This window comes from Paenisporosarcina sp. HGH0030 (assembly GCF_000411295.1).
Taxonomy (GTDB): Bacteria; Bacillota; Bacilli; order Bacillales_A; family Planococcaceae; genus Paenisporosarcina.
This window is the reverse complement of record NZ_KE150421.1, coordinates 7265-32128: the sequence shown is the minus strand read 5'-3', so window position 1 is coordinate 32128 and position 24864 is coordinate 7265. Positions and strand designations below refer to the sequence as shown.

General features: G+C 40.3%; 26 protein-coding genes and 1 riboswitch. Of the genes, 10 read left to right on the top strand and 16 right to left on the bottom strand.

What is annotated here, in order from left to right:
- The first annotated feature begins 18 nt into the window (after positions 1-18).
- From HMPREF1210_RS00215 to HMPREF1210_RS00200, 4 genes are all read left to right on the top strand, one after another.
- Positions 19-969 (top strand): TIGR01212 family radical SAM protein, encoded by a 951-nt coding sequence (locus tag HMPREF1210_RS00215; protein WP_016426560.1) that lies wholly within the window; start codon positions 19-21, stop codon positions 967-969.
- On the top strand, positions 966-1532 hold the full coding sequence (locus tag HMPREF1210_RS00210) for a class I SAM-dependent methyltransferase (RefSeq protein ID WP_016426559.1): 567 nt from the start codon (positions 966-968) through the stop codon (positions 1530-1532). The genes HMPREF1210_RS00215 and HMPREF1210_RS00210 overlap by 4 nt, the downstream gene beginning before the upstream one ends.
- A gap of 97 nt (positions 1533-1629) precedes the next feature.
- Complete coding sequence (locus HMPREF1210_RS00205) at positions 1630-2709, top strand: type III polyketide synthase (RefSeq protein WP_016426558.1); 1080 nt, start codon at positions 1630-1632, stop codon at positions 2707-2709.
- Complete coding sequence (locus HMPREF1210_RS00200) at positions 2700-3236, top strand: isoprenylcysteine carboxyl methyltransferase family protein (RefSeq protein ID WP_081637767.1); 537 nt, start codon at positions 2700-2702, stop codon at positions 3234-3236. Before HMPREF1210_RS00205 ends, HMPREF1210_RS00200 begins: the two co-directional genes overlap by 10 nt.
- Before the next feature lie 63 nt (positions 3237-3299).
- Here HMPREF1210_RS00200 and HMPREF1210_RS00195 read toward each other — a convergent pair whose 3' ends face one another.
- From HMPREF1210_RS00195 to HMPREF1210_RS00185, 3 genes are all read right to left on the bottom strand, one after another.
- Positions 3300-4868, bottom strand: coding sequence for an amidohydrolase (locus HMPREF1210_RS00195; RefSeq protein ID WP_016426556.1), 1569 nt, complete (start codon positions 4866-4868; stop codon positions 3300-3302).
- A gap of 211 nt (positions 4869-5079) precedes the next feature.
- On the bottom strand, positions 5080-6552 hold the full coding sequence (locus HMPREF1210_RS00190; protein ID WP_016426555.1) for a sodium:alanine symporter family protein: 1473 nt from the start codon (positions 6550-6552) through the stop codon (positions 5080-5082).
- A 387-nt stretch (positions 6553-6939) separates the two neighbouring features.
- A complete protein-coding gene (locus HMPREF1210_RS00185; protein ID WP_036659609.1) occupies positions 6940-7740 on the bottom strand; it encodes an alpha/beta hydrolase in 801 nt (266 codons plus the stop codon).
- A 104-nt stretch (positions 7741-7844) separates the two neighbouring features.
- Between HMPREF1210_RS00185 and HMPREF1210_RS00180 the strand changes: the two genes are divergently transcribed.
- Positions 7845-8363, top strand: coding sequence for a gamma carbonic anhydrase family protein (locus HMPREF1210_RS00180; protein ID WP_016426553.1), 519 nt, complete (start codon positions 7845-7847; stop codon positions 8361-8363).
- 153 nt (positions 8364-8516) lie between these two features.
- On the opposite strand, the gene metK is transcribed toward HMPREF1210_RS00180, so the two are convergent.
- Positions 8517-9713 carry a methionine adenosyltransferase gene (metK, locus tag HMPREF1210_RS00175; protein WP_016426552.1) on the bottom strand — a complete coding sequence of 399 codons (1197 nt, stop codon included), beginning with the start codon at positions 9711-9713 and terminating at the stop codon, positions 8517-8519.
- Between the two features lie 199 nt (positions 9714-9912).
- Positions 9913-10036, bottom strand: a riboswitch (SAM riboswitch).
- A 197-nt stretch (positions 10037-10233) separates the two neighbouring features.
- On the opposite strand from metK, the gene pckA reads away from it, so the two are divergent.
- Complete coding sequence (pckA, locus tag HMPREF1210_RS00170) at positions 10234-11820, top strand: phosphoenolpyruvate carboxykinase (ATP) (protein WP_016426551.1); 1587 nt, start codon at positions 10234-10236, stop codon at positions 11818-11820.
- Between the two features lie 40 nt (positions 11821-11860).
- Here pckA and HMPREF1210_RS00165 read toward each other — a convergent pair whose 3' ends face one another.
- The 6 genes from HMPREF1210_RS00165 to HMPREF1210_RS00140 all read right to left on the bottom strand — a co-directional run bounded on the left by HMPREF1210_RS00165 (position 11861) and on the right by HMPREF1210_RS00140 (position 14914).
- A complete protein-coding gene (locus tag HMPREF1210_RS00165; protein WP_016426550.1) occupies positions 11861-12301 on the bottom strand; it encodes a hypothetical protein in 441 nt (146 codons plus the stop codon).
- 17 nt (positions 12302-12318) lie between these two features.
- Positions 12319-12768 carry a hypothetical protein gene (locus tag HMPREF1210_RS00160; protein ID WP_016426549.1) on the bottom strand — a complete coding sequence of 150 codons (450 nt, stop codon included), beginning with the start codon at positions 12766-12768 and terminating at the stop codon, positions 12319-12321.
- Between the two features lie 3 nt (positions 12769-12771).
- Positions 12772-13557, bottom strand: coding sequence for a S9 family peptidase (locus HMPREF1210_RS00155; protein WP_016426548.1), 786 nt, complete (start codon positions 13555-13557; stop codon positions 12772-12774).
- Complete coding sequence (locus HMPREF1210_RS00150; protein WP_016426547.1) at positions 13496-14008, bottom strand: NUDIX domain-containing protein; 513 nt, start codon at positions 14006-14008, stop codon at positions 13496-13498. Before HMPREF1210_RS00150 ends, HMPREF1210_RS00155 begins: the two co-directional genes overlap by 62 nt.
- Before the next feature lie 47 nt (positions 14009-14055).
- Entirely contained in the window at positions 14056-14358 is a 303-nt protein-coding gene (locus HMPREF1210_RS00145) for a hypothetical protein (protein ID WP_016426546.1), read from the bottom strand.
- Positions 14359-14464: 106 nt separating this feature from the next.
- Complete coding sequence (locus HMPREF1210_RS00140; RefSeq protein ID WP_016426545.1) at positions 14465-14914, bottom strand: Dps family protein; 450 nt, start codon at positions 14912-14914, stop codon at positions 14465-14467.
- Between the two features lie 100 nt (positions 14915-15014).
- Between HMPREF1210_RS00140 and ytzI the strand changes: the two genes are divergently transcribed.
- The 3 genes from ytzI to HMPREF1210_RS00130 all read left to right on the top strand — a co-directional run bounded on the left by ytzI (position 15015) and on the right by HMPREF1210_RS00130 (position 16474).
- Positions 15015-15161 carry a YtzI protein gene (ytzI, locus tag HMPREF1210_RS17885; protein ID WP_016426544.1) on the top strand — a complete coding sequence of 49 codons (147 nt, stop codon included), beginning with the start codon at positions 15015-15017 and terminating at the stop codon, positions 15159-15161.
- On the top strand, positions 15158-15388 hold the full coding sequence (gene yidD / locus HMPREF1210_RS00135) for a membrane protein insertion efficiency factor YidD (RefSeq protein ID WP_016426543.1): 231 nt from the start codon (positions 15158-15160) through the stop codon (positions 15386-15388). Before ytzI ends, yidD begins: the two co-directional genes overlap by 4 nt.
- A gap of 117 nt (positions 15389-15505) precedes the next feature.
- Positions 15506-16474 (top strand): metal ABC transporter solute-binding protein, Zn/Mn family, encoded by a 969-nt coding sequence (locus HMPREF1210_RS00130; protein ID WP_016426542.1) that lies wholly within the window; start codon positions 15506-15508, stop codon positions 16472-16474.
- Between the two features lie 39 nt (positions 16475-16513).
- Here the strand turns inward: HMPREF1210_RS00130 and menC are convergent, their stop codons facing one another.
- From menC to HMPREF1210_RS00100, 6 genes are read right to left on the bottom strand one after another with little or no spacing between them, the layout of a single operon-like run.
- Positions 16514-17626 carry an o-succinylbenzoate synthase gene (menC, locus tag HMPREF1210_RS00125; protein ID WP_016426541.1) on the bottom strand — a complete coding sequence of 371 codons (1113 nt, stop codon included), beginning with the start codon at positions 17624-17626 and terminating at the stop codon, positions 16514-16516.
- The gene (locus HMPREF1210_RS00120) at positions 17599-19047 is read right to left on the bottom strand and encodes an o-succinylbenzoate--CoA ligase (protein ID WP_016426540.1); all 1449 of its coding nucleotides are present in this window, start codon (positions 19045-19047) and stop codon (positions 17599-17601) included. Before HMPREF1210_RS00120 ends, menC begins: the two co-directional genes overlap by 28 nt.
- Positions 19048-19106: 59 nt before the next feature.
- The gene (gene menB, locus HMPREF1210_RS00115) at positions 19107-19925 is read right to left on the bottom strand and encodes a 1,4-dihydroxy-2-naphthoyl-CoA synthase (RefSeq protein WP_016426539.1); all 819 of its coding nucleotides are present in this window, start codon (positions 19923-19925) and stop codon (positions 19107-19109) included.
- An 11-nt stretch (positions 19926-19936) separates the two neighbouring features.
- Positions 19937-20764, bottom strand: a complete 828-nt coding sequence (gene menH / locus HMPREF1210_RS00110; protein WP_016426538.1) for a 2-succinyl-6-hydroxy-2,4-cyclohexadiene-1-carboxylate synthase — start codon at positions 20762-20764, stop codon at positions 19937-19939.
- Positions 20752-22470, bottom strand: coding sequence for a 2-succinyl-5-enolpyruvyl-6-hydroxy-3-cyclohexene-1-carboxylic-acid synthase (gene menD, locus HMPREF1210_RS00105; RefSeq protein WP_016426537.1), 1719 nt, complete (start codon positions 22468-22470; stop codon positions 20752-20754). Before menD ends, menH begins: the two co-directional genes overlap by 13 nt.
- Positions 22463-23845 carry an isochorismate synthase MenF gene (locus HMPREF1210_RS00100; RefSeq protein WP_016426536.1) on the bottom strand — a complete coding sequence of 461 codons (1383 nt, stop codon included), beginning with the start codon at positions 23843-23845 and terminating at the stop codon, positions 22463-22465. The genes menD and HMPREF1210_RS00100 overlap by 8 nt, the downstream gene beginning before the upstream one ends.
- Positions 23846-24019: 174 nt before the next feature.
- Here HMPREF1210_RS00100 and HMPREF1210_RS00095 point away from each other — a divergent pair.
- Positions 24020-24864, top strand: an 845-nt coding sequence (locus HMPREF1210_RS00095; RefSeq protein ID WP_016426535.1) for a 1,4-dihydroxy-2-naphthoate polyprenyltransferase, incomplete at its 3' end; no start/stop codon positions are given.

Genomic DNA, 24864 nt, shown 5'->3' with positions numbered 1-24864 from the left:
AGAGGAGTGGATGCATAAATGATTTTCCCTTTTCCTTCTGACGGGAAGCGATACTACACCTGGAACCGTCATTTACGAAACGAATTTGGTTTCAAAGTATTTAAAGTAGCATTAGACGCTGGATTTGATTGTCCAAATAGGGACGGAACAGTGGCTTTCGGAGGTTGCACATTCTGCAGCGCGGCGGGCTCAGGAGATTTTGCCGGTGACCGTGTAGATTCGATTGACGTTCAATTTGAAGAAGTGAAAAATAAGATGCATAAGAAATGGAAAGACGGAAAATATATGGCTTATTTTCAGGCTTACACGAATACACATGCGCCGCTCCCTGTATTAAAAGAAAAATTCGAAGCTGCTTTAGCACAGGAAGGCGTTATCGGTTTATCGATAGCAACACGCCCCGATTGTCTGCCAGATGATGTCGTGGAATATCTGGCTGAATTGAACGAACGTACCTTTCTATGGGTAGAACTTGGTCTTCAGACCGTTCACGAACGGACAGCAAAGTTAATCAATCGTGCACATGATTATGCTTGTTATGTCGAAGGAGTTCAGAAACTCCGCAAACATGGCATTAACGTATGTGCCCATATTATTAATGGTCTGCCTCTTGAAGATAAAGAGATGATGATGGAAACTGCCCGTGAAGTATCCAAACTGGATGTCCAAGGGATTAAAATCCATTTGCTTCATTTACTGAAGGGAACACCTATGATCAAACAATACGAAAAAGGAATGGTCGAGTTTATGGACCAGGACGCATATGTCCAACTCGTTGCCGATCAGCTTGAACTACTGCCACCTGAAATGGTAATTCATCGTATTACAGGAGATGGACCGATTAATTTAATGATCGGGCCCATGTGGAGTGTCAATAAATGGTCTGTATTGAATGCGATCGATGCTGAACTTGTTCACCGGGACAGTTGGCAAGGCAAACATTTCTCAGAGAAGGTGAGCATACAATGAAACTCGAAAGGGTTCTCCCCTATGTGAAAACATTATTAAAAAGCTCGGTTTCTCCTGGAGATACTGTTGTAGACGCAACCGCTGGGAATGGCCATGATACCCTCTTTCTCGCACAGCTGGTTGGACTGACTGGAAAAGTGTATGCTTTCGATGTTCAGGAAGAGGCAATTGAAGCAACACGATTACGATTAGGTGAATGGCAGGAATGTGCTACGGTCATACAAGATGGTCACGAGAAAATTACCCAATATGTAACGAATGAAATATCTGCCGCCGTTTTCAACCTCGGCTATTTGCCAGGTGCAGACCATTCCATCATCACAAAACCGAATACAACCATTCAAGCAATCACTGGTTGTCTGGATTTATTAAAAGTCGGTGGAATCATTGTGTTGGTCGTATACCATGGACATGAGGGGGGCGATGTGGAGCGTGACGCTTTGCTTGATTATTTACAAACATTACCTCAATCATTTGTCCATGTACTGAAATATGAATTTATCAATCAACAAAATCATCCGCCGTTTGTTGTGGCGATTGAGAAAATGAAGCATCTTACATGACCTTAAGGTAAGCTATTTAGCTTTCCTTAAGGTTTTTTGCATATTTTTAAGAGGATTGGAAAAACTAGGGTTATCATTTTTCCCTAAGGAGATTTCTATGCCAAAAATCCAATCCATCAGTTCATTCCTTCCTCCATATCCCTATTCCCAAGAAGAAGCCTCGACATTATTGAAAAATTTATTTACCGATCACTATGAAGATTTGGAACGGATGCTCAAAGTGTTTGAAAATGGCGAAATTGAATCCCGTCAATTTTGCGTGCCAATGGAGTGGTTTGAACATCCTCATGATTTGGAAGAACGAAATCGACTATACATTGAACTTGCCACTTCCTACGGTGCTTTAGCTATTAATGCCTGTCTGCAAAACCGTGAGTTTTTGGAAGAGTCCGTTCATCCTTCCGAGATTGACGGTATTTTATTTATTTCTAGTACCGGTTTTTCGACACCGAGTATCGAGGCGCGAATTTTAAATCAACTTCCATTCTCTGACTATGTCAAACGCATCCCGATTTGGGGACTGGGGTGTGCAGGCGGTGCATCAGGATTAAGTCGCGCATTTGACTATTGTCTTGCTTATCCGAAAGCGAAAGTACTCGTGCTATGTGTGGAATTATGCAGCTTAACATTTCAGCCAAATGACTACTCAAAGAGCAATTTAATTGGGGCATCTTTATTTGCAGATGGAGTAGCTTGTGCATTGATTTGCGGAGACGACGCAGCCATTCAATCCAAGAAACCTTGTCCCACATTTGTCGCCACATCTTCAAAAACAATGGCCAATTCCGAAAATGTGATGGGATGGGATATGAAAAACGATGGATTGCATGTCGTCTTTTCCAAAAGCATTCCTTCCATTATTGAAAAGTGGCTCGAGCCATTCGTTACAGAATTTTTGGCAGAACACCACTTGACTTCTAAACAGCTTGACCATTTTATTGCCCATCCTGGTGGCAAGAAAGTGCTGACTGCATACGAAAAATCGCTTGGGTTTGACTCATCCAAAACCGATATTTCAAGGGAAATTTTAAGAAAACACGGGAATATGTCTTCGCCCACCGTTCTTTATGTATTGGAAGCTTTCATGAAGATGGATTGTTCTCCAGGAGAAAAAGGTTTGTTGGCGGCACTTGGACCTGGATTCAGTGGAGAATTGGTGTTGCTGGAATGGCAATAGAAACAATTATTTTCTCCAGTATAGTGGGATTTGTTATTGTGCAAAGAATAGTTGAGCTCTTTGTCGCACGCAATAATGAGCGATGGATTCGTGGTCAAGGAGGATACGAAGTCGGTGCGAGGCACTATCCTTACATGGTAGGCATACATGTTGGCTTTTTCCTTAGTCTAATTGTTGAATTTTTGATGTTCGAGCGCGAACTCCCCTCTCTTTGGCCTGTGCTATTTATAATTTTTGTAGGTCTGCAAATCATGCGAGTATGGGTAATCGCTTCACTTGGAAGGTTCTGGAACACAAAAATCCTTGTCTTACCTGGTGCGCATGTCGTTAAAAAAGGACCCTTCCGCTTCTTAAGACACCCAAATTATGTCGTCGTTTCATTGGAAATTTTAGTGATTCCCTTAATGTTTGGGGCTTACTTTACAGCACTGATATTTGCTTTATTAAATTTAATTATTTTGTGTGTGCGCATCCCGATGGAAGAAGCAGCTTTACGGGAAGTTACGAATTACAAGGAAGTCTTCTAATATACGATTTCCCTACGCAAAAAGGCTGACCCTAATAAGTAGTCAGCCTTTTACTTTTTTAATTTATTTTTCAAACACAATCTCTCCGGCGATGATTGTTTTCACGACTTTTGCTTCCAGAACTTGTTCATCTGATCCGTCAAATAAATCTCGATCAAAGACGGTAAAATCCGCGTCAAAGTTCTTCTTAATGTAGCCTCTTTCATGTTCCTTGCCAATAGCCATTGCACTGCCAATCGTATATAGGGCAATCGCGTCGTATCGACTGAGTTTTTCCTGTGGTTGATACCCGTCATGTGTGTCTCCAGGGCTCTTCCTTGCAATGGCTGCATATAAACCGAGTCGTGGATCCACTTCTTCTATTGGAGAATCTGAACCTCCGCTACATGTAATTCCGCGGTCCAATAGCTTTTTCCAAGCATACGCCCAGTCAAGTCGAGTTTCTCCCAACCTCTCTTTAACCCACGGAAAGTCCGATGTAACAAAACTTGGTTGTATATCGAGTACAATATCAAGTTTCTCCATACGGTTTACTAAATCCTCGTGTAATACATTCGCATGAATTAAACGATCTCGTTTCCCTTCTCGGACAGGATGTTTTTCTATAGCGGATACAATCATTTCCATCCCCATATCACCAATTGCATGCACAGCTACTGCTTCACCATAAGAACGAGCTCTTGCCACGAGGGCATTCAATTCTTCTTGAGTATGAATTGAAACACCTGAAGTTGACATGTCGTCGGCATATGGCTCACTCAGCAAGGCAGTTCGCCCTCCAAGGGAACCATCAATAAATATCTTCATTGCGCCTGGTTCAATCCACGGTTGATCATATGTTGCTTCATGCATCATCTCTTCAAAGACTGTATGATGGCGAAGTAAATTCACACGGAATTTGCGGTCATTTCCGATGACTGTTTTAAACGCTTGCAACGGTCGGTTGTAATCACCGTAATAACTCATATCCTCTGTATGAACGCCTGTAAAGCCTCGCGATAACAAATCGGTCAAAGCCGTTTCTAAAGAAATAACCAATTGTGTAACAGACACTTCAGGTATATGTTTTTCTACAAAAGCCATAGCCCCGTCCAATAAATATCCAGTTGGCTCGCCTTCATCGTCTCTGACTATGACACCATCTTCCGGGTCGGGAGTATCTTTTGTAATTCCCGCCAGCTTAAGTGCAACTGAATTCACAATCATAGCATGTCTACAAATTCGCTTTAATACAATCGGTGAAGTAGAAAGCTCATCCAGTTCGTAGCGGGTAAGTATTTTTTTGTTGTCAAAATTATTTTCATTCCATCCTTCAGCAAGGAACCATTCTCCCTCTGGATGATTGATCAGAAGATTTTTCAAATCTGCCGTCATTTCATTTGGAGACATATATTTAGATAAATCAATATGACGCAATTTATCACCATGACCAATCATATGTATATGGCTGTCCACAAATCCAGGATAGACAAATGCCCCCTCAAGATCGATACATTGATCTGCATGCTTTTTCATATCTTCATATAAACCGGTATTGATAATTTTGCCGTTCTCGACCAAAACTGCATCAATAGTATGTTGTGAATCTTTCATCGTATAAAATGTTGCATGATGAAAACAGATTTTTGTCATGATGGCACCTCCACTTTGTATAATCATAAAACAAAAACCGTCTCATTCACAATGGAATGAAACGGTTATTACTTATTTTTGTTCCTGTACGGCTTGTTCAACAGCTCTTGCTACAACTGTATGCACACTCGGATCTAATGGATTTGCAGATAATCTCTTTTTCTTTCTCTTAAAGAACAAAATCGCCCAACCGGAGTTAGGCGATACATTGTTATTTCTTCAGGTTCTCATTTTTTAAGTTGTCATTATATTCAACCCAGAAATCAGCATTTTTAATGCCTAAGTTTCTCGGATCAAATACTGGATCTTTGCCTTCTTTTTTCTGAGCTTCATAATCTTTAAGAGCAAGAAGAGCGGGCTTAGCTATGATGAGAATTGCAATTAAATTCAACCAACACATTAAACCTAACCCTACATCGCCTAGTGCCCATGCTAATTTAGCTTCATTTATCGTTCCATAGAACGCTGTTATTAAAATGACAATTTTCAAAACAAAAATACCTATTTTTTCAGCATTGCCTTTCAGTAGATAAGCAACATTGGTTTCTGCCATATAGTAGTAAGCCATAATTGTCGTGAATGCAAAGAAGAACAACGCAATTGCAACAAATCCAGCTCCAATACCTGCTCCCGGCATTGCATAATCAATTGCCGCTTGCGTGTAGCCAGCTCCAGCATCGACTCCTGGAAGGTTTTCAACAACAAATTCGCCTTCGCCGTCATCCAATTGAACATTGTACATCCCTGTGAATAAAATCATGAATGCAGTTGCTGAACACACCAATAATGTATCAATGTACACTGAGAATGCCTGAACGAGACCTTGTTTCACCGGATGAGAAACTTCTGCCGCAGCTGCTGCGTGTGGTCCAGTACCTTGACCAGCTTCATTTGAATAGACTCCACGTTTGACGCCCCATGCAATTGCAGCACCAATCATCCCACCGAAAGTCGAGTCAAAGCTGAAAGCACTTGAAAAGATCAATCTAAGAACACTTGGCACTTCAGTAATGTTCATTCCAATAATGATAATTGCCATTAGAATGTATGCTAGCGCCATGAAAGGTACGACAAATTGAGCTACGTTTGCAATACGTTTTACTCCGCCGAGAATAATGCCGCCTAGAATGACAACAATTATAGCTCCAGTAACCCATCGAGGCATGTCAAATGCATTTTCCATCCCTATGGCAATTGAGTTCGATTGAATGCCTGGCATCAAAATGGACATAGCCAGTAATGTTGCGAGTGCAAAAATAACTGCATACCACTTCGAGCCGATTCCTTTTTCTATGTAATAAGCAGGACCACCACGGTATTGTCCTTGGTCTTTCACTTTATAAATTTGAGCCAAAGTTGATTCAACAAACGCTGAAGACGCCCCGATAAACGCAATTGCCCACATCCAGAATACAGCCCCTGGACCACCAAATGCAATCGCCGTAGCAACCCCTGCAATATTTCCGGTTCCAACACGACCTGATAATGCAATCGATAATGCTTGGAATGAAGATACCCCGGCATCCGATTTTTCACCTTTGAACATTTGAACAACCATATCCTTGATCAGTCGAACTTGCAAGAAACGAGTAAGGATTGAAAATAATAGACCGATAGCCAAACAGCCATAAATCATCCAAGGTCCCCATAAAAAGTTATTTATTTGCCCAATAAACTCTTCCATCCAATTTCCCCCTTTGTTTGTTCATAATATTGTCACATTATTCACTGTATTACAAAAATGATGTTAGTACAAGGAAAGATTTTATATATACTTCTAGATTTTCATTATGCTAACTTCGACTTTTGCAAGGCATAGCATACATAAATCCAAGCTTCAAAGTTCTAAAAGACAATACAGGAATATTTTTATTAAAATAGAATTATCATATTGGTAAATGTTCAGGTTTTGAAATTTTGAATCTATTGCTTCCCTTTTTTACAGGGGGCTAATTTTCATGTCAGAATAATTTATAATTCCTTGTAAATCAGCATAATTCATAAATGAAGTCATAAACAAATCCATAGTAAAAGCCTTTCTAATTTTTCATTAGAAAGGCTTTTATTTGTCTTAAACCACATATCCGAGTGAACGCAACACATTATTCACGAACGTCTTCGTGTAATAAAACACATCTTCTCGTTCTGGCTCTTGGAACAGATCATGAAAACAATTTTTCCACTCTTTATATTGTATTTCAGAAAGTTGTTGTTTTTGCAGCCAATTCTTTGCGAATGTCGGATCGGCAATTTTATCCCGCTCTGCAGTCATCATCAAAATAGGAACATCTTGAATACTTTCTTGTTTGGCAGTTGTTGCTTTCATCAAATGCTGCAACTCCCTGTACCACTTCAAAGTAATGGTCGTGTTATATAGATCATCGTCTTTATCTTGCGTATAAACATCATAATTTCTTGTCAGTTTTTTAATGGTTATTTCATGAGTACTCTTGACGTTTTCAGCAAGCTTCCCCATGTTGGCTAAAGCACTGGAAAGTTTCGATGCATGAATATGTAAATGCATCCAAGGAGATGTCAGAATTATTCCAGCACATTCAATTGATTTTTCCTGAAGCATCTGCATGACTAAAGTTGCACCTAGCCCGTGACCCATAATAAAAACAGGTAAGTTATATGTAAGCGAAGCGTCAATCAAGTGATTGATAAAAGTGCCATAGGATTGAAAATCCTCGTCATGTGCTTGTTTATTGAGAGCCGATTCTCCGTGCCCAGGTAGATCCCCCATTACAACATGAAATCCTGAACTTCTAAATTCTTCTATTAACCAGGCGTACCGACGGTGATGTTCATACGCGCTGTGTACGATGGCGATGACTGCTTTTGCCTGGCCATCAGCTTCCCATTTCCACATAATCATCGCTCCTTCTATTTCTTTATTCGACGAAGTCATCCTTTTTTAGTTCCTCTTTTTTTGTATAATGAAACCATATGGCAAGAAGAAACGAGGTTTTTTGAATGATTTACCCTTTTAAAGATAAAACACCCATGATTGACCCATCTGTTTATATTGCTGATTATGTCACAATAAGTGGTGACGTGACAATCGGTCCAGAGTCCACTATTTGGTTTAATACCATTATTCGTGGTGATGTCAATGCGACTCGAATCGGCCGCAAAGTTAATATTCAAGATTTGTGTTGCCTTCATCAAAGCCCTGCCGCTCCATTAATTTTGGAAGATGAAGTCACCATCGGTCACCAAGTAACTCTACATAGCTGTACCGTACGAAAAGGCGCCTTAATTGGCATGGGTTCCATTGTCCTGGATGGCGCAGAGATTGGTGAAGGTGCATTTATCGGGGCAGGTAGCTTGGTTCCACCCGGTAAAGTAATTCCCCCAGGTATGCTTGCATTGGGACGTCCGGCAAAAGTGGTTCGGGAGTTGAATGCTGAAGACAGACTAGATATGGAACGTATTGTGAGAGAATATGCTGAAAAAGGACAGATTTATAAGGAAATGCAACAACAAAAGTAAACGGATAGTAAGGACCGGGTGATAGAGCCCGGTCCTTTTAATATGTTGAAGCATTCTTAAATTTATTCCCGTTCAAATTGATTTGTTCCCTTTCGCCCACTAATTTCCAATAAAAAAGCCATTCCAGGGCATACCCGGAATGGCTTCTCAATCTTAAACGCCTGCTTTTTCTTTCAAAGTAGCCGCTCTGTCTGTTTTCTCCCATGGTACATCCAAGTCTGTGCGACCGAAGTGTCCATAAGCAGCTGTCTGCTTGTAAATCGGACGACGTAGATCTAACATTTTGATGATTCCAGCTGGGCGAAGGTCGAATGAATCGCGAACAATTTCAACAAGTTTCGATTCTTCTACAGTGCCTGTACCAAAAGTATCGATTGCAATTGATACTGGTTGTGCAACACCGATTGCATATGCAAGTTGAACTTCGCAACGGTCAGCAAGTCCTGCTGCTACGATGTTTTTCGCTACATAACGTGCTGCATATGCTGCTGAACGGTCAACTTTTGTCGCATCTTTACCAGAGAATGCGCCGCCACCGTGACGAGCGTATCCACCGTAAGTATCAACGATAATTTTGCGACCAGTTAAACCAGCATCCCCTTGTGGTCCACCAATTACGAAGCGACCAGTTGGGTTAATGAAGTATTTTGTATTTTCGTCAATTAATTCTGCCGGAACGACAGGATTGATGACATGTTCTTTCAAGTTGCGTTGAATTTGCTCAAGAGTTACTTCTGGGTGATGTTGAGTAGAAATAACGATTGTGTCAATGCGCAACGGTTTATTGTTTTCATCATATTCTACAGTTACTTGTGTTTTGCCATCTGGACGTAAGTATGGAAGAATTTCTTCTTTACGAACTAATGCTAAACGACGAGCTAACTTATGAGCCATACTAATTGGAAGAGGCATTAATTCCGGTGTTTCATTACAAGCAAAACCGAACATTAAACCTTGGTCACCTGCACCGATTGCTTCGATGTCTGAATCTGTCATCGAACCTTCACGTGCTTCTAGTGCTCTGTCAACGCCCATTGCGATGTCGGCAGATTGCTCATCGATTGCAGTCAATACTGCAGAAGTCTCTGAGTCAAAACCATATTTTGCACGAGTGTAGCCAATTTCACGAACTGTTTCACGTACAACTTTTTGAATATCCACATAAGCAGATGTTGTGATTTCTCCAGCAACAAGCACTAAACCTGTTGTTACAGTTGTTTCACAAGCGACACGTGCGTTCGGGTCTTCTGTTAATATAGCATCTAAAATTGCGTCTGAGATTTGATCACAAATCTTATCCGGATGCCCTTCTGTTACTGATTCTGATGTAAATAGACGACGAGTTGTCATTTAATATTCCTCCTATATCCTTCGAGATTGCTCTCGGAAAATTCAAACGGTACTCATTTCCCATGTCCAGCTTATTCATTAGAATAAAACCTTCCGCCTTTTCGGGCTTCTGCACACGAGGATAAAGGGAGATGTCATAAAAAAAACCCTCTCTCACGTAAAAACATGAGGAAAGGCATTCATTAATAGGCACCTTTCACTCTTATCATCCAAGGAATACACCTTGCTTCAGGTTCAGCACCTTTGCCAATTACTACTTGGTTCATAACTGCAGGTTGCCGGGTTTCATAGGGCCTGACCCCTCCACCAGCTCGGGATAAGAGTATCCGTTCAGTTTTACATCATAATAAACTAATGAAGCCTTGTCAAATATTTTTTTCGTTCTATATAAATGTTCGAAAATCAGATAAAATTAATTAGGCTATTAGTGTAGATTATTAAGCGTAATGTGTTATACTAATTTTCGAATCAAGGTTAACCCGATATAAGGGTAATATACGATAAAGGAAGGTACATATACATGAATTCAGTGAACACGATGAACGAGCTGAACGACTTGTTAAATGGCCAAAACGTGCATGTACAACTTTCAGTCCCACAACTTGTGGAGAAAGCAACATTACGTGGAGAAGCTGTCTTAACACCAACTGGAGCTGTAAAAGTAGTGACAGGAAAATATACAGGACGTTCTCCTAAAGACAAATATGTTGTTGTGGAAGATAGCTCGAAAGACAAGATTGATTGGGGCTCAGTAAACCAACCAATATCATCTGAAATTTTCAACTCTTTATATAAAAAAGTTGTGAACTATTTAAAAACAAAAGAAGAGTTATTTGTCTTTAATGGATTTGCCGGTGCAGATAAAGAATCTCGCCTTTCATTGCAAGTAATCAATGAATATGCTTGGCATAACCTTTTTGCACACCAATTATTCATTCGTCCGTCTAAAGATGAGTTGGCATCGCATGAAGCACAATTCACAATCGTTTATGCTCCGACTTTCAAAGCAGATCCTGCAATCGATGGTACAGGTTCCGAAACGTTTATCATTGTGTCAATGGAAAAACGCATCATTTTAATCGGTGGTACTGAGTATGCCGGTGAAATGAAAAAATCAATTTTCTCCATTATGAACTACTTGCTTCCTGAGCAAGGCATCCTACCGATGCACTGTTCTGCAAACGTTGGTGAAAAAGGCGATGTTGCTTTGTTCTTCGGATTGTCCGGAACAGGAAAAACAACATTATCTGCTGATGCAGATCGTAAATTGATCGGCGATGATGAGCATGGCTGGTCAGATAACGGCGTATTCAATATTGAAGGCGGCTGTTACGCAAAAGCAATTAACTTAACACGTGAAAATGAACCACAAATTTTCGATGCAATCCGTTTTGGTTCTGTATTGGAAAACGTAGTATTGGATCCCGAAACGCGTATACCTGACTACGAAAATGTTTCGTTAACTGAAAATACGCGTGCTGCTTACCCATTACAAGCAATCGACAATATTGTTGATCCTTCTGTAGCGGGTCATCCAAAAACCATCATTTTCTTAACTGCTGATGCGTTCGGGGTATTACCTCCAATCAGTAAGTTGACGAAAGAACAAGCGATGTATCACTTCTTAAGCGGATTTACATCGAAGCTTGCTGGAACAGAACGTGGAATTACATCTCCACAAGCAACATTTTCAACTTGTTTCGGTTCTCCATTCCTTCCCCTTCCTGCAACTGTATATGCAGAAATGTTAGGGAACAAAATCGATGAGCATGATGCACAAGTCTTCCTTGTAAATACTGGCTGGACTGGCGGCGAATATGGCGTTGGTAGCCGTATGAAACTTTCTTATACACGTGCGATGGTTCGTGCTGCATTGGAAGGCAAATTAGATAATGTTGAAATGGATAAAGGTTCAGCATTCGGTTTAGCTATTCCTAAAGAAGTACCTGGCGTACCGTCTGACGTATTAAACCCACGCGATGCATGGGCGGATCCAGCAGCATACGATAACAAAGCTCAAGAACTGGCTAATCGATTCCGTGAGAACTTCATTAAATTCGGATCAGTGTCTGAAGAGATTATTTCTAAAGGCGGTCCGATTATCTAGAATACAAAAATGGCTTGCACTTCATGTGCAGGCCATTTTTTTACTCCGTATATTCAAAAACTGTCTCTTCTGGAAAGTAAGATTCTATCTCTTTAGCATCCTCTTTCGTTATCTGGTAGAAATACAATTCAGATCCGTGATATTTAACAGTACAAATATGTGCACCATTTCTCTTGAATACTAATGTATACCAAGGAATTCTTGTCTGTCCTTCATTTACCCCATACAGTAGCAAGTCTTTTAGCTTCTGATTTAGAGGCATTGTAAAAATAACCAATCCACTTCCATATCGAATGGTATGAGCGAAAGGTTTAATCTTAAGAATTGCTTCTTTTTCATCTTCATGACAATGTACTTCGACTTCTGTAAACACTGGAAGTACCTCATTCATTAACGGAAACCAATAGCTAATACTCTTCCTAAGCTTGTTGGTTTCACTGGTTAGTAATAAAGAGTCGTATATTATATGTAAATTTCCCATGCCTCACCCTCCTCTGCTTACATGAGGTGTTCTTTGAAGTATTCCGCGTTCTCGATTTCAGGGAATAGCGCTTCAAATTCTTCCGCTTCTTTCTCATTTACTCCATATAATACAATTTCTGAACCATATTGTGCTATCTCAAGCATTTGAATATCTTCTTTATAAAAGAATATAGTGAACCATTTTAAACCACCGTCTGCATCAATTGAATGATTACGTAAATAGTTACAGTTTTTTTCGTTCAATGTAATTGTAAACGATTTTACAAGTCCTTGATTCACAGAATGTGCAGAGAGTTTGGTCAATTCCTCAATATCATGCACTTCTTCCTGCCAACACTGAATTTCCACTGAAGCATATTCACTCGTATACGTATCCCAAAGCTTTTTCCAATATGACGTATCATTAGGGACCGAGGTTTTGTTAACAGTACTGCTAGTCTTTAAATGAATTCGGATATGTTTCATATATTATTCCCCTTGTCGTTTCATCCAGTCCGTTAAATCTCTGACAGTTTGTCTATTGGTTTTCGAAGGGAAATAATGTGTGTAATCTTTAAAATACCAAGTCTCATAATTTTTATTTCCATCAATGAGTGCTTTTTCGAGACGTAAGGCATGTTCAATTCCGACATTCCCATCTTTTCGTCCATGGATAATTAGAATTTTGGCATCAATAGCACTGACATGTTTGAGTGGTTGACGAAGTTCATATGCCTCAGGTACATTCGTAGGATTACCACCAATCACCCGCTTCATCATTCTACGCATGTCTTCACGTTCCTCATAGGTGAGAACCATGTCTGACACACCTGACCAGGTGACAACCGATGTAATATCTGAACGCAGAACAGCCGTCCATAAAGCCATAATTCCTCCACGAGAAAATGCAAACAAATGAATTCGGTTCACTGAAATAAACTGTCTTAATACTTCTACACCATTGGTTGCGTCAAACCGATCTTCCCCAGCAAATTCATCTCTACCTTCGCCGCCTCTGTTCCCACGATAATAAGGGGCAAACACCACGAATCCTTGTGTGGCAAACTGAGCAATTCGAGCAGATCGAACCATACCAATGTTTTGAATACCTCCACGTAAATAGAGGATTCCCTCATACTTGCCTTCTTTGCGTGGCTCCGCGAGTAACCCTTTTACCCTGAATCCACATGACCAATAGACAATTTCCGTTAATTTAACTTGTGGATTTGGACTTGGATACGGAAGTCTGTGTACAATTGTTCCGTCTACTTTCATCTAACATCACCTGTTCCAACATTTTTCTCATTCCGTCATCTGTCATATGAAAACTAAGATTAGTTGATTTGAAAAACTCCTGTATCGTCATCCATACAGGTCCCTCAGTCTCAAATCGTTCACTATTGTTTTCAATTGAATCAACTGTTGCACGGAAAACCGCCTTACAAAAAGGCTTACGTTCATGCACCATATATTCTGCAAACCATATTAAATTTGAAAGTTGTGCGCCTGTTTCTTCAAATACTTCCCGTTTTGCTGCTTGTTCTAACGTCTCGCCTGATTCTACTTTTCCACCGGGAAATTCAATCCCTCTTTGTGGATGTTTTGTTAGCAACCACTGGTTCTGCCTGTTCGCTAGCACGAGTACATGTGTGGTAGGAATTAAAAAGGCATTTGGTTCAAATGATAACGTAACTTTTAACCCATGCTGATCTACAAAAGAAAACATGCCTGCTACACTCCTTTCAAATAGTGTAGCGAAGGCATGCACAGCATTCAACTATAATAAGGCAATGTTTCTATTTGTTGTTTTGCTTCTTCATTTCCGTACTCATGAATGACAGCGTATAACTTTTTCAATCGCAAATCGACACCGTCATTTTCTGGGTCTAGATGATAAGGTACATAAGGCGTTTGAGCTCTCCAAAAACCTTTCCATTCAAAGGATTCCTTTTGATCAAATAATTGATCTAGTACGGTTAAAACTTCGGGCTCGGCTTCAATCTCATATTCCCATTGCGAATCCTCAGGATGGAAATAGTATCGGTGATGAGTGACCGAAACATATACTTTCGACATTTTTTCAACCCCTTTTTTCTAGCATGGCATTATGGATATATTTCATGCATGCAAACGATAGGAGAATTGAAAAAAGCAAATTCCCGGAAGGAATTTGCTGAAATGCTTATTTGTTTGTATCGCCTAAAAAAGCATTTAACATCCATTGATGTTTTTCAATCGATTGATACACTGCATTCAATACATCTTCTGTCATATCGTCCTCATCTTTTGCAGCTTCGTCCATCCCTTTTTTCAATGATTTCATAATTTTACCGAAATCTTTTACAACTGTTTCAACCATTTGCATATCATTTTCTTTGCCTGTCGCTTCCGTAACATCTGATAGTTCTAAATGCTCCTTCAATGTGGCAACTGGTTTACCGCCTAAAGTAAGCAAACGTTCGGCAATTTCATCCATATGTAACGTTGCTTCATTGTAAAGTTCTTCAAACTTTGCATGTAATGTAAAGAATTGAGGTCCTTTTACGTACCAATGGAAATTATGTAACTTCGCATACATTACTGACCAAGTTGCTACTTGCTTATTTAGTTCTGTATTTAATGCTGCTGACATAAAAACTTCACACTCCTAATTTTATTTATCGCTCTGAATACTTTCAATTTACCACTAAGTTCTCTACAATAAACATACAGAACGAAGTGGAGTGAAAAAAATGTTAGCATTTATGATAATCGTCTCAATAGTAATGGTCATCGGCATCACCATGATGTTCCTTCTTGCAACTAAAAAAGCCTATAAAATAGAGCATAAAATAGATCCAGTTCCAACTGAATCAGCAGGCAAAAGTGACAACACATGAAATTCCTTGTGATGGGCATCTTCCGGTTTTATCAGAAATTCATTTCGCCAATGACACCGCCGAGTTGCCGATTTTATCCAACATGTTCCCATTACGGCGTTGAAGCTGTCGAAAAACACGGAGCAATCAAAGGCACTTACTTGGCAATCAGCCGTATCCTTCGTTGTCATCCATTTCATGAAGGCGGATATGATCCAGTACCAGAAGAATGGCCTACAAAGAAATGACTTGAAAAGAGTCATTTTTTTTGTGTCCATTTTTCTTGTATTTTAAAGATTTATCTTGTATGATAAGTAAGTTCTTAATTCAAATCGTAATCGTTACTATTTAAAAAGGAGATAAACATGAAGAAATTTCTATTATATAGTTTTATTATTGTTCTTACTTTATTTACTGTTGCTTGTGGAAAAGACACTTCGACTAATGGTAAATCTGAAAACCCCAATGCCTTAACTGTCTATACAACGGTCTATCCACTTACTTACTTTACCGAACGAATCGGTGGCAAGCATGTGAATGTGGAATCCGTATATCCTGCAGGTTCAAACGAGCATACATTCGATCCCACGCAAAAAGATATGATGGATTTAGCAGATGCAGACTTGTTTTTTTATATTGGCTTAGGACTTGAAGGTTTTGTTGAAAATGCGAAAAAGACATTGGCAAATGAAGATGTTTCTTTGGTCGCAACTGCCGATGCAGTTTCTGATAAAGAATTGGAAATGGGTAAAGCAAATGGCCATGGACATGAAGAAGAAGGTCACGATGAGCATGATCATGGTGACATCGATCCGCACCTTTGGATTTCACCTCAAATCAGCATTAAACTTGCATCTTCAATTAAAAATTCTTTAATTGAAAAAGATCCTGAAAATGAAGCAACTTATACTAAGAACTACGACATATTAGTGACTGAACTCAAACAATTGGATTCGGATTTCAAGGAAATGGCGGACGCATCGAATAATAAAACTTTCTTTGTATCTCATGCGGCTTTTGGGTACTTGGCTGGAACATATGGTCTTGAGCAAGTTGCAGTTTCAGGCTTGAATTCGCAGGACGAACCTTCTCAACAAGATCTTACTGATATCGTCAAACTGGCAAAAGAAAAAAACATCAAAACGATTTTATTTGAACAAAATGTTTCATCCAATTTAACGAAAGTGATTCAAAATGAAGTCGGTGCAGATGCTATGACCTTGCATAACTTAGGCGTACTGACACAGAAAGATATTGAAAACAAAGAAACTTACTTCACATTAATGGAGCAAAATTTAGAAACATTAAAGAAAGCACTGGCTTCAGCAAACTAATATAAAAACCACGGAATGGCTTTCATTCCGTGGTTTTACTCATTTAAATAGCTTGGTTTGCACTTCGAATTTCTGAAGAATGGCATGATTCCAAGATACTCCGACACCTGGTAAATTAGAGAGTTCGATTTTACCATCATATACATCGATAGGTGGAGTCGCCAAATCCTTCTCCCAAAAATGAGTCGATGAACTGAAATCTCCTGGAAACTTAACTCCTGGTAATGAAGCAAAAGCTAAATTGAATGCTTTTGAAACGCCAAATTCAATCATACCACCCACCCAAATTGGTACCTCTGCTATGACACATTGATTATGAATTTGAAGAGCAGCAGTTAGTCCACCAACTCTACCTTGTTTCATCACAATTATTTTCCCAGACTTGCGTTCAATCATATCCTGGGCATCTGCTAAACTTGCAATACTTTCATCCAGGGCAAATGGCGTTTTCATTATTCGTTGAGCTTCAGCAGACAAGCGATTATGGTGTTCTGAAAAAGGTTGTTCGATTAATGCAAAACCACATTCGTCGAATGCGATTAAGTAATCCAGTGTTCTTTCTGTGAATGCGCCATTCGCATCGGCGAAGAATAACATTTGAGGGTATTGTGCGATAATTGATTTCATGAGCTTTGGATCTGTGTTTTGAGAAATTTTTAACTTTATCCGTTTATACCCGGTTTTTACTGCGGTTTCGATTTCTTCCATCATGGCTTTTTCAGTTGCAGCAGCTACCACTATTCCGGCATTTATAACGGGCCTTGTTCCGCCGATTACTTGCCATAGAGGTTGGTTCAATTTCTTGGCATAAATATCCCATATTGCATGATTAAAAGCCGCTTTTGCCATATGATTGCGTTTTATTTTCTCTAAAGCGGTGTCTAGTTGGTCTGGATGTGAAAAAGATTGATTCAACAAAGCTGGGATTATCCAATTTTCAAGCGTGTTCCAAGCAGTGTCCACTGTTTCTTCGGTGTACCATGGGGAAGTAAATGCCACACATTCGCCTACACCGATTGTACCGTCGACATCCATTACTTCAAGCAAGATACTATCTCGTTCCACCACTTCCTGTAAATGAGTAGAAAACGTTTGCTTTAGCGGTACACATACGTGATATAACGTCACTTGCTTGATTTGGATATTAACCACGCTCTCAGCTCTCTTCTAAGTAATTTATTCGATGCATTCCTTGGCATAGCATTGACTTGATATAATGCTTTCGGCATTTTATAAGGTGCTAATTTGGCTTGTAAAAATGCCTGTAATGATGCCAATGTCATATCCTCATCACTGACAATAAAGGCTACGGGCACTTGTCCCCACTTCTCGTCACTCATTCCGCAGACTCCGGCTTCCCGAATCTGTGGATGTTGAAGAATCGCATTCTCCACTTCTGCTGGGTAAATATTTTCCCCGCCGGAAATAATTAAATCAGAACGTCGGTCGACGACAAATAAATATCCTTCTTCATCGAAATAGCCAATATCGCCGGTATGAAGCCATCCTTTTACTTGGGATGCCGTAGTTGTATGACTGCCAATGTAACCAGGTGTTACATGCCCGCCACGTATGCAAATCTCTCCTTCTTCAAATGGCTTTGATGCTTGATCGATTCGAATGAAACTCAAATATAATGGTTTGCCAGAAGACCCCAGTTTCCTGACCGCATCTTCAGGAGCAAGCGTTGCTGTTTGGGAGGACGTTTCGGTCATTCCATAAGTTTGCAGTATTGGAATACCGCGAGAAATAGCTCGCTCTAAATAATTGCTCGGAACAGGACCTCCACCTACTAGCATCGTCAGTAAACAAGGCGATACTTTCGCATCCCGCTCCTCTAATTCCCTTAAAATTCTTTCTAACATAACGGAGACAACAGACATACGTGTGACCTGTCCATCTACTAAATCGTCGACCACTTTTACCAAGTCGAATTTTGAATAGAGCTTCACTTCCATTCCATATAATACGGAGCGAATGAATATGGATAAACCGCTTATGTGAAAGACTGGCATCGTACAAAGCCATACATCATTTGATTGTATCCCCATGTTAAACGCTGAAGCCGTTGCATTCGTGGTATGGTTTCGGACGGTTTGACGAACACCTTTTGGATTTCCCGTTGTACCGGATGTATACATAATGGACATAGTACGATCGATTGGCCATTCATCTTCTATCTCGAATTTGCTTGAAGCCTTTTCTGCCAGTTCGTCCAATGTCACTGATGGGTGGTTAGCCACTCTTGCCTGATAGTCTTTTTCGACTAACAAAAGTGTTGGCTGTGCATCGTTAATTTGATAGTCAAGTTCCCCATCAGACAATCGTTCATTTAATAGAACAACTTCACAGCCCAATTGCCAACAGGCATGGATTGTAACAATTAAAGAAGGATTTGAAGGTGATAGAATGGCGACGCGATTTCCATTGTCAATTCCAACTGTCTTTAGTGAACCAGCTAAATTCATTGCTTCGTCGAAAAGCTGTTGAAACGTCCAGGAATGTTGTCCAAATGTTAATGCCTTGCGTTTCGGAGTCATTTTGACCCGTTGTGCTAGCCAGTTAGGGTACATGATATAGCCACCTTTAGAAAAAGCTGCCCTTAAAAAGGACAGCTAGAAAATTGTTATTATCAAGGGAAACGTGGGAATTGACCGAAGTCAGGTTTACGTTTTTCCTTAAAGGCATCGCGGCCTTCTTTTGCTTCATCTGTCGTGTAGTAAAGAAGTGTCGCATCTCCAGCCATTTGTTGCAGACCTGCTAAACCATCAGTATCTGCATTCATTGCCGCTTTCAGGAAACGAAGGGCTGTAGGTGACATTGAAAGCATTTCTTCACACCATTGAACCGTTTCATCTTCTAATTGTGCGTAAGGAACTACAGTGTTAACCAAGCCCATGTCTAGTGCTGCCTGTGCGTCATATTGACGGCATAAGTACCAGATTTCACGTGCTTTTTTATGACCGATAATACGAGCTAAATATCCTGAGCCGTATCCTGCATCAAACGATCCCACTTTCGGTCCAGTTTGTCCGAAGATCGCGTTGTCTGCAGCAATCGTCAAATCACATACGACATGCAGTACATGTCCGCCACCGATCGCATAACCCGCTACCATTGCCACTACAGGTTTAGGAATAACACGAATCAGGCGCTGTAAATCCAAAACGTTCAAACGTGGGATTTCATCTTCCCCAACATATCCACCATGTCCACGAACGGACTGGTCTCCACCTGAACAGAAAGCTTTTTCGCCTTCACCCGTTAATACGATAACGCCTACTTTTGAATCATCGCGTGCATAAGTAAATGCATCCAATAATTCTTTAACTGTTTTAGGTCGGAAAGCATTTCTTACTTCCGGACGGTTAATTGTAATTTTCGCAATACCGTTATATGTTTCATACTTAATATCTTCATATGTACGTTCTGATACCCATTGACGTGTCATACTCTTCCTCCTCAAAATCTTTCTAAAACTTGCTCCAATATTATTGTAGCAAACTGAACGGGATTTTCCACATGTATTGCATGTCCTGCCCCTGAAACTTCAAGATGCTGGCTATATCGAATGAGTTCTGTAATTTGTTTGGCAATGATCGTAAATTTTTCATCGAGTTCACCTGTGATTATGATGACAGTGATTTTCAACTCATTCAATCTGGACCAGTAAGAAGGCTGTCTGCCGGTTCCCATTCCCTTTAAACTATTAGCCAATCCCGAAACAGCTTGTTGCATTCGCTCTTCCCTGATGGAATGAAGCTTTATCTCACCTAACTTTTTTTGAGAATGAAATAAAGGAATGTCCTGCCAAAAATCAATAAAAGATGAAAGACCTTCACTTTCCATTTTCTTCGCTAATTTTTCATCTGCAGTTATTCGGGCCAGTCTGTCAGCTTCTGATTGTAAACCTGGAGATGCACTCTCCAGTACGAGCCGCTTAACATGCTTAGGAAATGCAAGCGCATAAGCAAGCGCAATGCGTCCTCCCATAGAATAACCAACGAGGGAGAAATTAGTAACATTCAGAAATAGAAAAAGTTCGTGTAAATCCATCACTTGTTCGTACATGATGTAACGATTTGCATCACTCGGTGAATCGGTTTTACCATGCCCCATTAAATCGACTGTAATGCAACGGACAGAATCAGGTAATTGTTCAATAATCGGGACCCATGTTTTCGAGCTACCAGTAAATCCATGTAAAAAGATGATTGTTTCCGAAGCTTCTCTGTTGGTGATAGAATAACTAACTTTCACTCCTCGAACGGTTGCGACTAGTTGTTCCATTTTCGGTCCAACTCCTCAGTAATTCCGTTCCATAACTGACGATGTGTCAAAACATTCTGTTGCCGATTGGTCTTTACTTCAATGATTCGTAAGTCTTTTTGTTTTGGCGTTGTTAAAGCTTTTGTAAAATCTTCTTTTGATTCCACAGCAAAATATTCAGCTTCATACATGGTGGCAATTGAATCGAACGTCAAACCGGTTGGCGTACCAAACAATTTTTCGAAGTACGTCTCTTCGGTGGACTGAGGCAAATACGAGAAGATGCCGCCACCATCGTTATTCATAACAACAATGGTGAGGTCAGTTTCATGGAAACGTGTAACCAGTAATCCATTGCTGTCGTGCAGGAACGAGATGTCCCCGATTAATAAAGTCGCAGGTCTTTTTCTCGCCTGCTGAATACCTAGAGCGGTGGAAACAACACCGTCAATTCCATTCGTTCCCCGGTTAGCATAAATCGAAATGTCTTTATCAGTTTGTTTGAAGAACGTATCGACATCACGGATTGGCATACTGCTGCCTGAAATAAGATCACTCCCATCAGGCAAATGTTTAAAGAGCTGACCTGCTAGCGCACCTTCGTCGTGTTGTTCATTAATATATCTCTCAACGTGCTTTGTAGCAATCGTATTAGCCTCTGTCCATTTTGGAAGAGCTTCATTCTCCTGAATGTTACTTAACTCTTTCCACAACGCTTGGGCCTCGGAGTGTACATGATGAGTCACAACACCTAATGAATCCCTGAACAAAGGATCTTCATCCACCGCAATATAGATTTCAGGCTGTACATCTTTCAAAAATAGCGATAGCGGTTTGGATACTGGTTGGGCACCAAAGCGAATAACTACATCGGGAACAATGGACTGTTTAAAGTGTTCACTTTTCAGAAGTGCATCGTATTGATCAATGAGTAAGTGTTGGCATTCTTGTGGGACGCCTGTCCGAAGTTGAGAAAGTGAATCCGCCAATACAGGCCACTGGATTGACTTAGCAAAAGCCCAAAACTCAGTCTTATCAGTGTCTGCCGATAGCTCCCCAACTATGAGTAAACCACGTCTTGCTTGAGTAATCGTCTGTTCAACAAAATCCATATGGGACTGTGAAGCAACGATAGCCCCTGGTAATGATTTTTGAAAAGAAGAAGCTTCTATTTGATAGTCAAAATCAAGCAGTAAAGGTTCACGGAAAGGGATGTTCATATGGACTGGTCCCATTGGTGCAGCCTTTGCGTATGCAATGGCCCTCCCCGTATGACGGATAATAAATGGAATCGTCTCTTTATGGTCGTCAGCCAAAGGAAAATCCACACTCCACTTAACATGTTTTCCATACAATTGAACTTGATCAATGGCTTGAGGTGCTCCCACTTCCCTAAGTTCATGCGGACGATCTGCCGTTAAAACAATAAGTGGAATTCTCGCATAGTTCGCTTCTACAATAGAAGGAAAATAGTTGGCTGCGGCTGTTCCGGACGTACATAGTAAAAGAACTGGACTCTGTTTAGCTTTTGCCATTCCTAAAGCAAAAAAACCAGCTGATCGCTCATCGATTTGCATATACGTGTTGAATTCCTTTGTAAGACTGAATGCATAAGCCAAGGGAGTAGAACGAGAACCTGGACTGATTACGATATCTTTAACGTCTGCCTGGAGAAAGGCTTGTACAATTGAGTGTACATACTCAGTTAACATTGCACGATTATCCATGTAATTTGCCTCCAAGCGTGCGTAACATCGGCCTGAATTTCACTAACGTCTCCGCATATTCTGAAGTCGGATCCGAATCCGCAACAATACCTCCACCAGCATATAGGTAAGCGTGCGTTTTATTTAATAACGCGGAACGGATCGCAACAGCAAACTCACCATTTCCTTCTGCATCTATCCATCCAACTGGAGCAGCATAGTATCCACGATTCATTTGCTCAACCATTCTAATTATAGCCATGGCATCTCCTCGGGGTTCTCCACCTAAAGCCGGCGTTGGGTGCAAATCTTTAACCAGTTGCAATAATCCTTGACCTTTTTGCAACTTCCCTTCCACCGGTGTATATAGATGCTGGATATCCCTGATTTTCATCAATTTTGGATATTTAGGCACTTTAACATCATCACAATATTGGTTGAAAACACTTGTAATCATATCTACCACGTATTGATGTTCTTCCCTGTTTTTTGAATCCTGCAGTAAATCATTGCCTAATTGCTGATCTTCGGTTGCGGTTTGTCCCCGCTTAACAGATCCAGCTAAGCAAGTGGACAATGCTCGGCGATTTTCTACTTTCACTAAGCGTTCTGGTGTCGCTCCGAAAAACAAATTATCTGCAAGCTCTAAACCAAATAGAAAACTTTCTGGTTGCTCTTTAGACATATGATACATGGCGGATGGTGAACTCACTTCTTCAGCAAAGGTCAGTGCCAATGAACGTGCAATGACAACTTTTTGAGCTTCTCCGTCATGAATTAATTTCGTGACATGTGAAACCGCATCCAGATACAACTCTTTGAAGCGCTCATCCATTTGAGTTAATAGAGGCTTTGCATAAGGTTTCAATTCTTTGACCTGTGCTGCATGAATCAGGTCGTCCCTTTCACCACGCAACCGATCGAATTGAAGTTGTGAATCTTTATCACTCGTGATTAAATGGATGCTGATAAATACTCTGTCATCACGAATAACGAGTTGAAAAGAAGGCACAGCAAAGTAAGCCGAAGGGAACATATCCCACTCGGAAGATAATTTATTGGCTGGATCGAATGAAAACCCGCCAAACAAAATTGGCTGTAAATCATGCTCTTCATTCACGATTTTAGAACATAATTCATTCCATTGTTTATCCACTTCTGCAAAGCGATTTTCTTCTGACGAACTTGTAATGACATGAGCATGTCCAAGTCCGACTAATGTAAATGTCTTTTCACGGTTTTGCCAGTAAAATCGTTGACCTTTATATGACTCTCCTGCTTCAAAGAAAGCAACAGAGGATAATCCATTCACTTCAATTGTTTCTGTATAAAAATGTACGGCCGAAGAATGATCCTCGACTACATATTCTGTGGATGTAAATGACTTTCGTTTCATCCAGCTTCCCTCCGTAATTAGGACTTCATAAACATATGAGGACCCTTTAATATCCTACCTTCTATCATACCTCTTTATTGACAATTCAGCACCCGTTAAGCAAACAATCTACACAGAATTAAGTGGATGAAGTACAATGAGAGAGGTGAAAAAAGATGAAGGAGCGGAAACTATATGTCACACGAGTTAAAAGCTGATAGTGGCTGGCGTATTTGGTGGCAATTAACACGGCCTCACACGTTAACTGCATCATTTGTTCCGGTGTTTCTAGGTACAATGATTGCAATTTCTTATACAGATATACACTGGCCTTTATTCTTAGCAATGCTAGTTGCAAGTATGCTCATCCAAGCAGCAACTAATATGTTTAATGAGTATTATGATTTTACAAGAGGTTTAGATAATGAGAAGTCTGTGGGAATTGGTGGAGCCATCGTCAGAAATGGCGTTCAACCAAAAACAGTAATGCAGCTCGCGTTACTGCTTTATGCAGTTTCAATTATCTTAGGGATATACATATGTATCGAAACCACTTGGCTGTTGGCAGTCGTTGGTGCCGTGTCAATGGCGATTGGCTATTTCTATACAGGCGGTCCTTACCCGATTGCGTACACACCTTTTGGCGAATTATTTTCAGGTGTATTTATGGGAATGCTCATTGTTCTCATCGCATTTTATATCCAAACAGGTGAAATAACGACCATTGCTCTATTATTGTCTATACCCAGTATGTTACTGGTTGCAGCAATTATGCTCTCCAATAATATTCGCGATTTAGTTGGTGATAAAGAAAGTGGTCGAAAAACGATGGCCATCTTAATCGGTCGCAAACGAGCAGTTAATGTCTTGTTAGCACTGTTCGTAATTTCATACATTTGGATTTTAATATTAGTTGTTCTAAACCTTGTTACGCCTTGGGCACTACTTGTGATCTTAAGCGTAAAGAAACCAGTGCATGGCATCCAAGTTTTCAAAACAAAAGAACACCCACTGGAAGTAATGCCGGCTATGAAAGATAC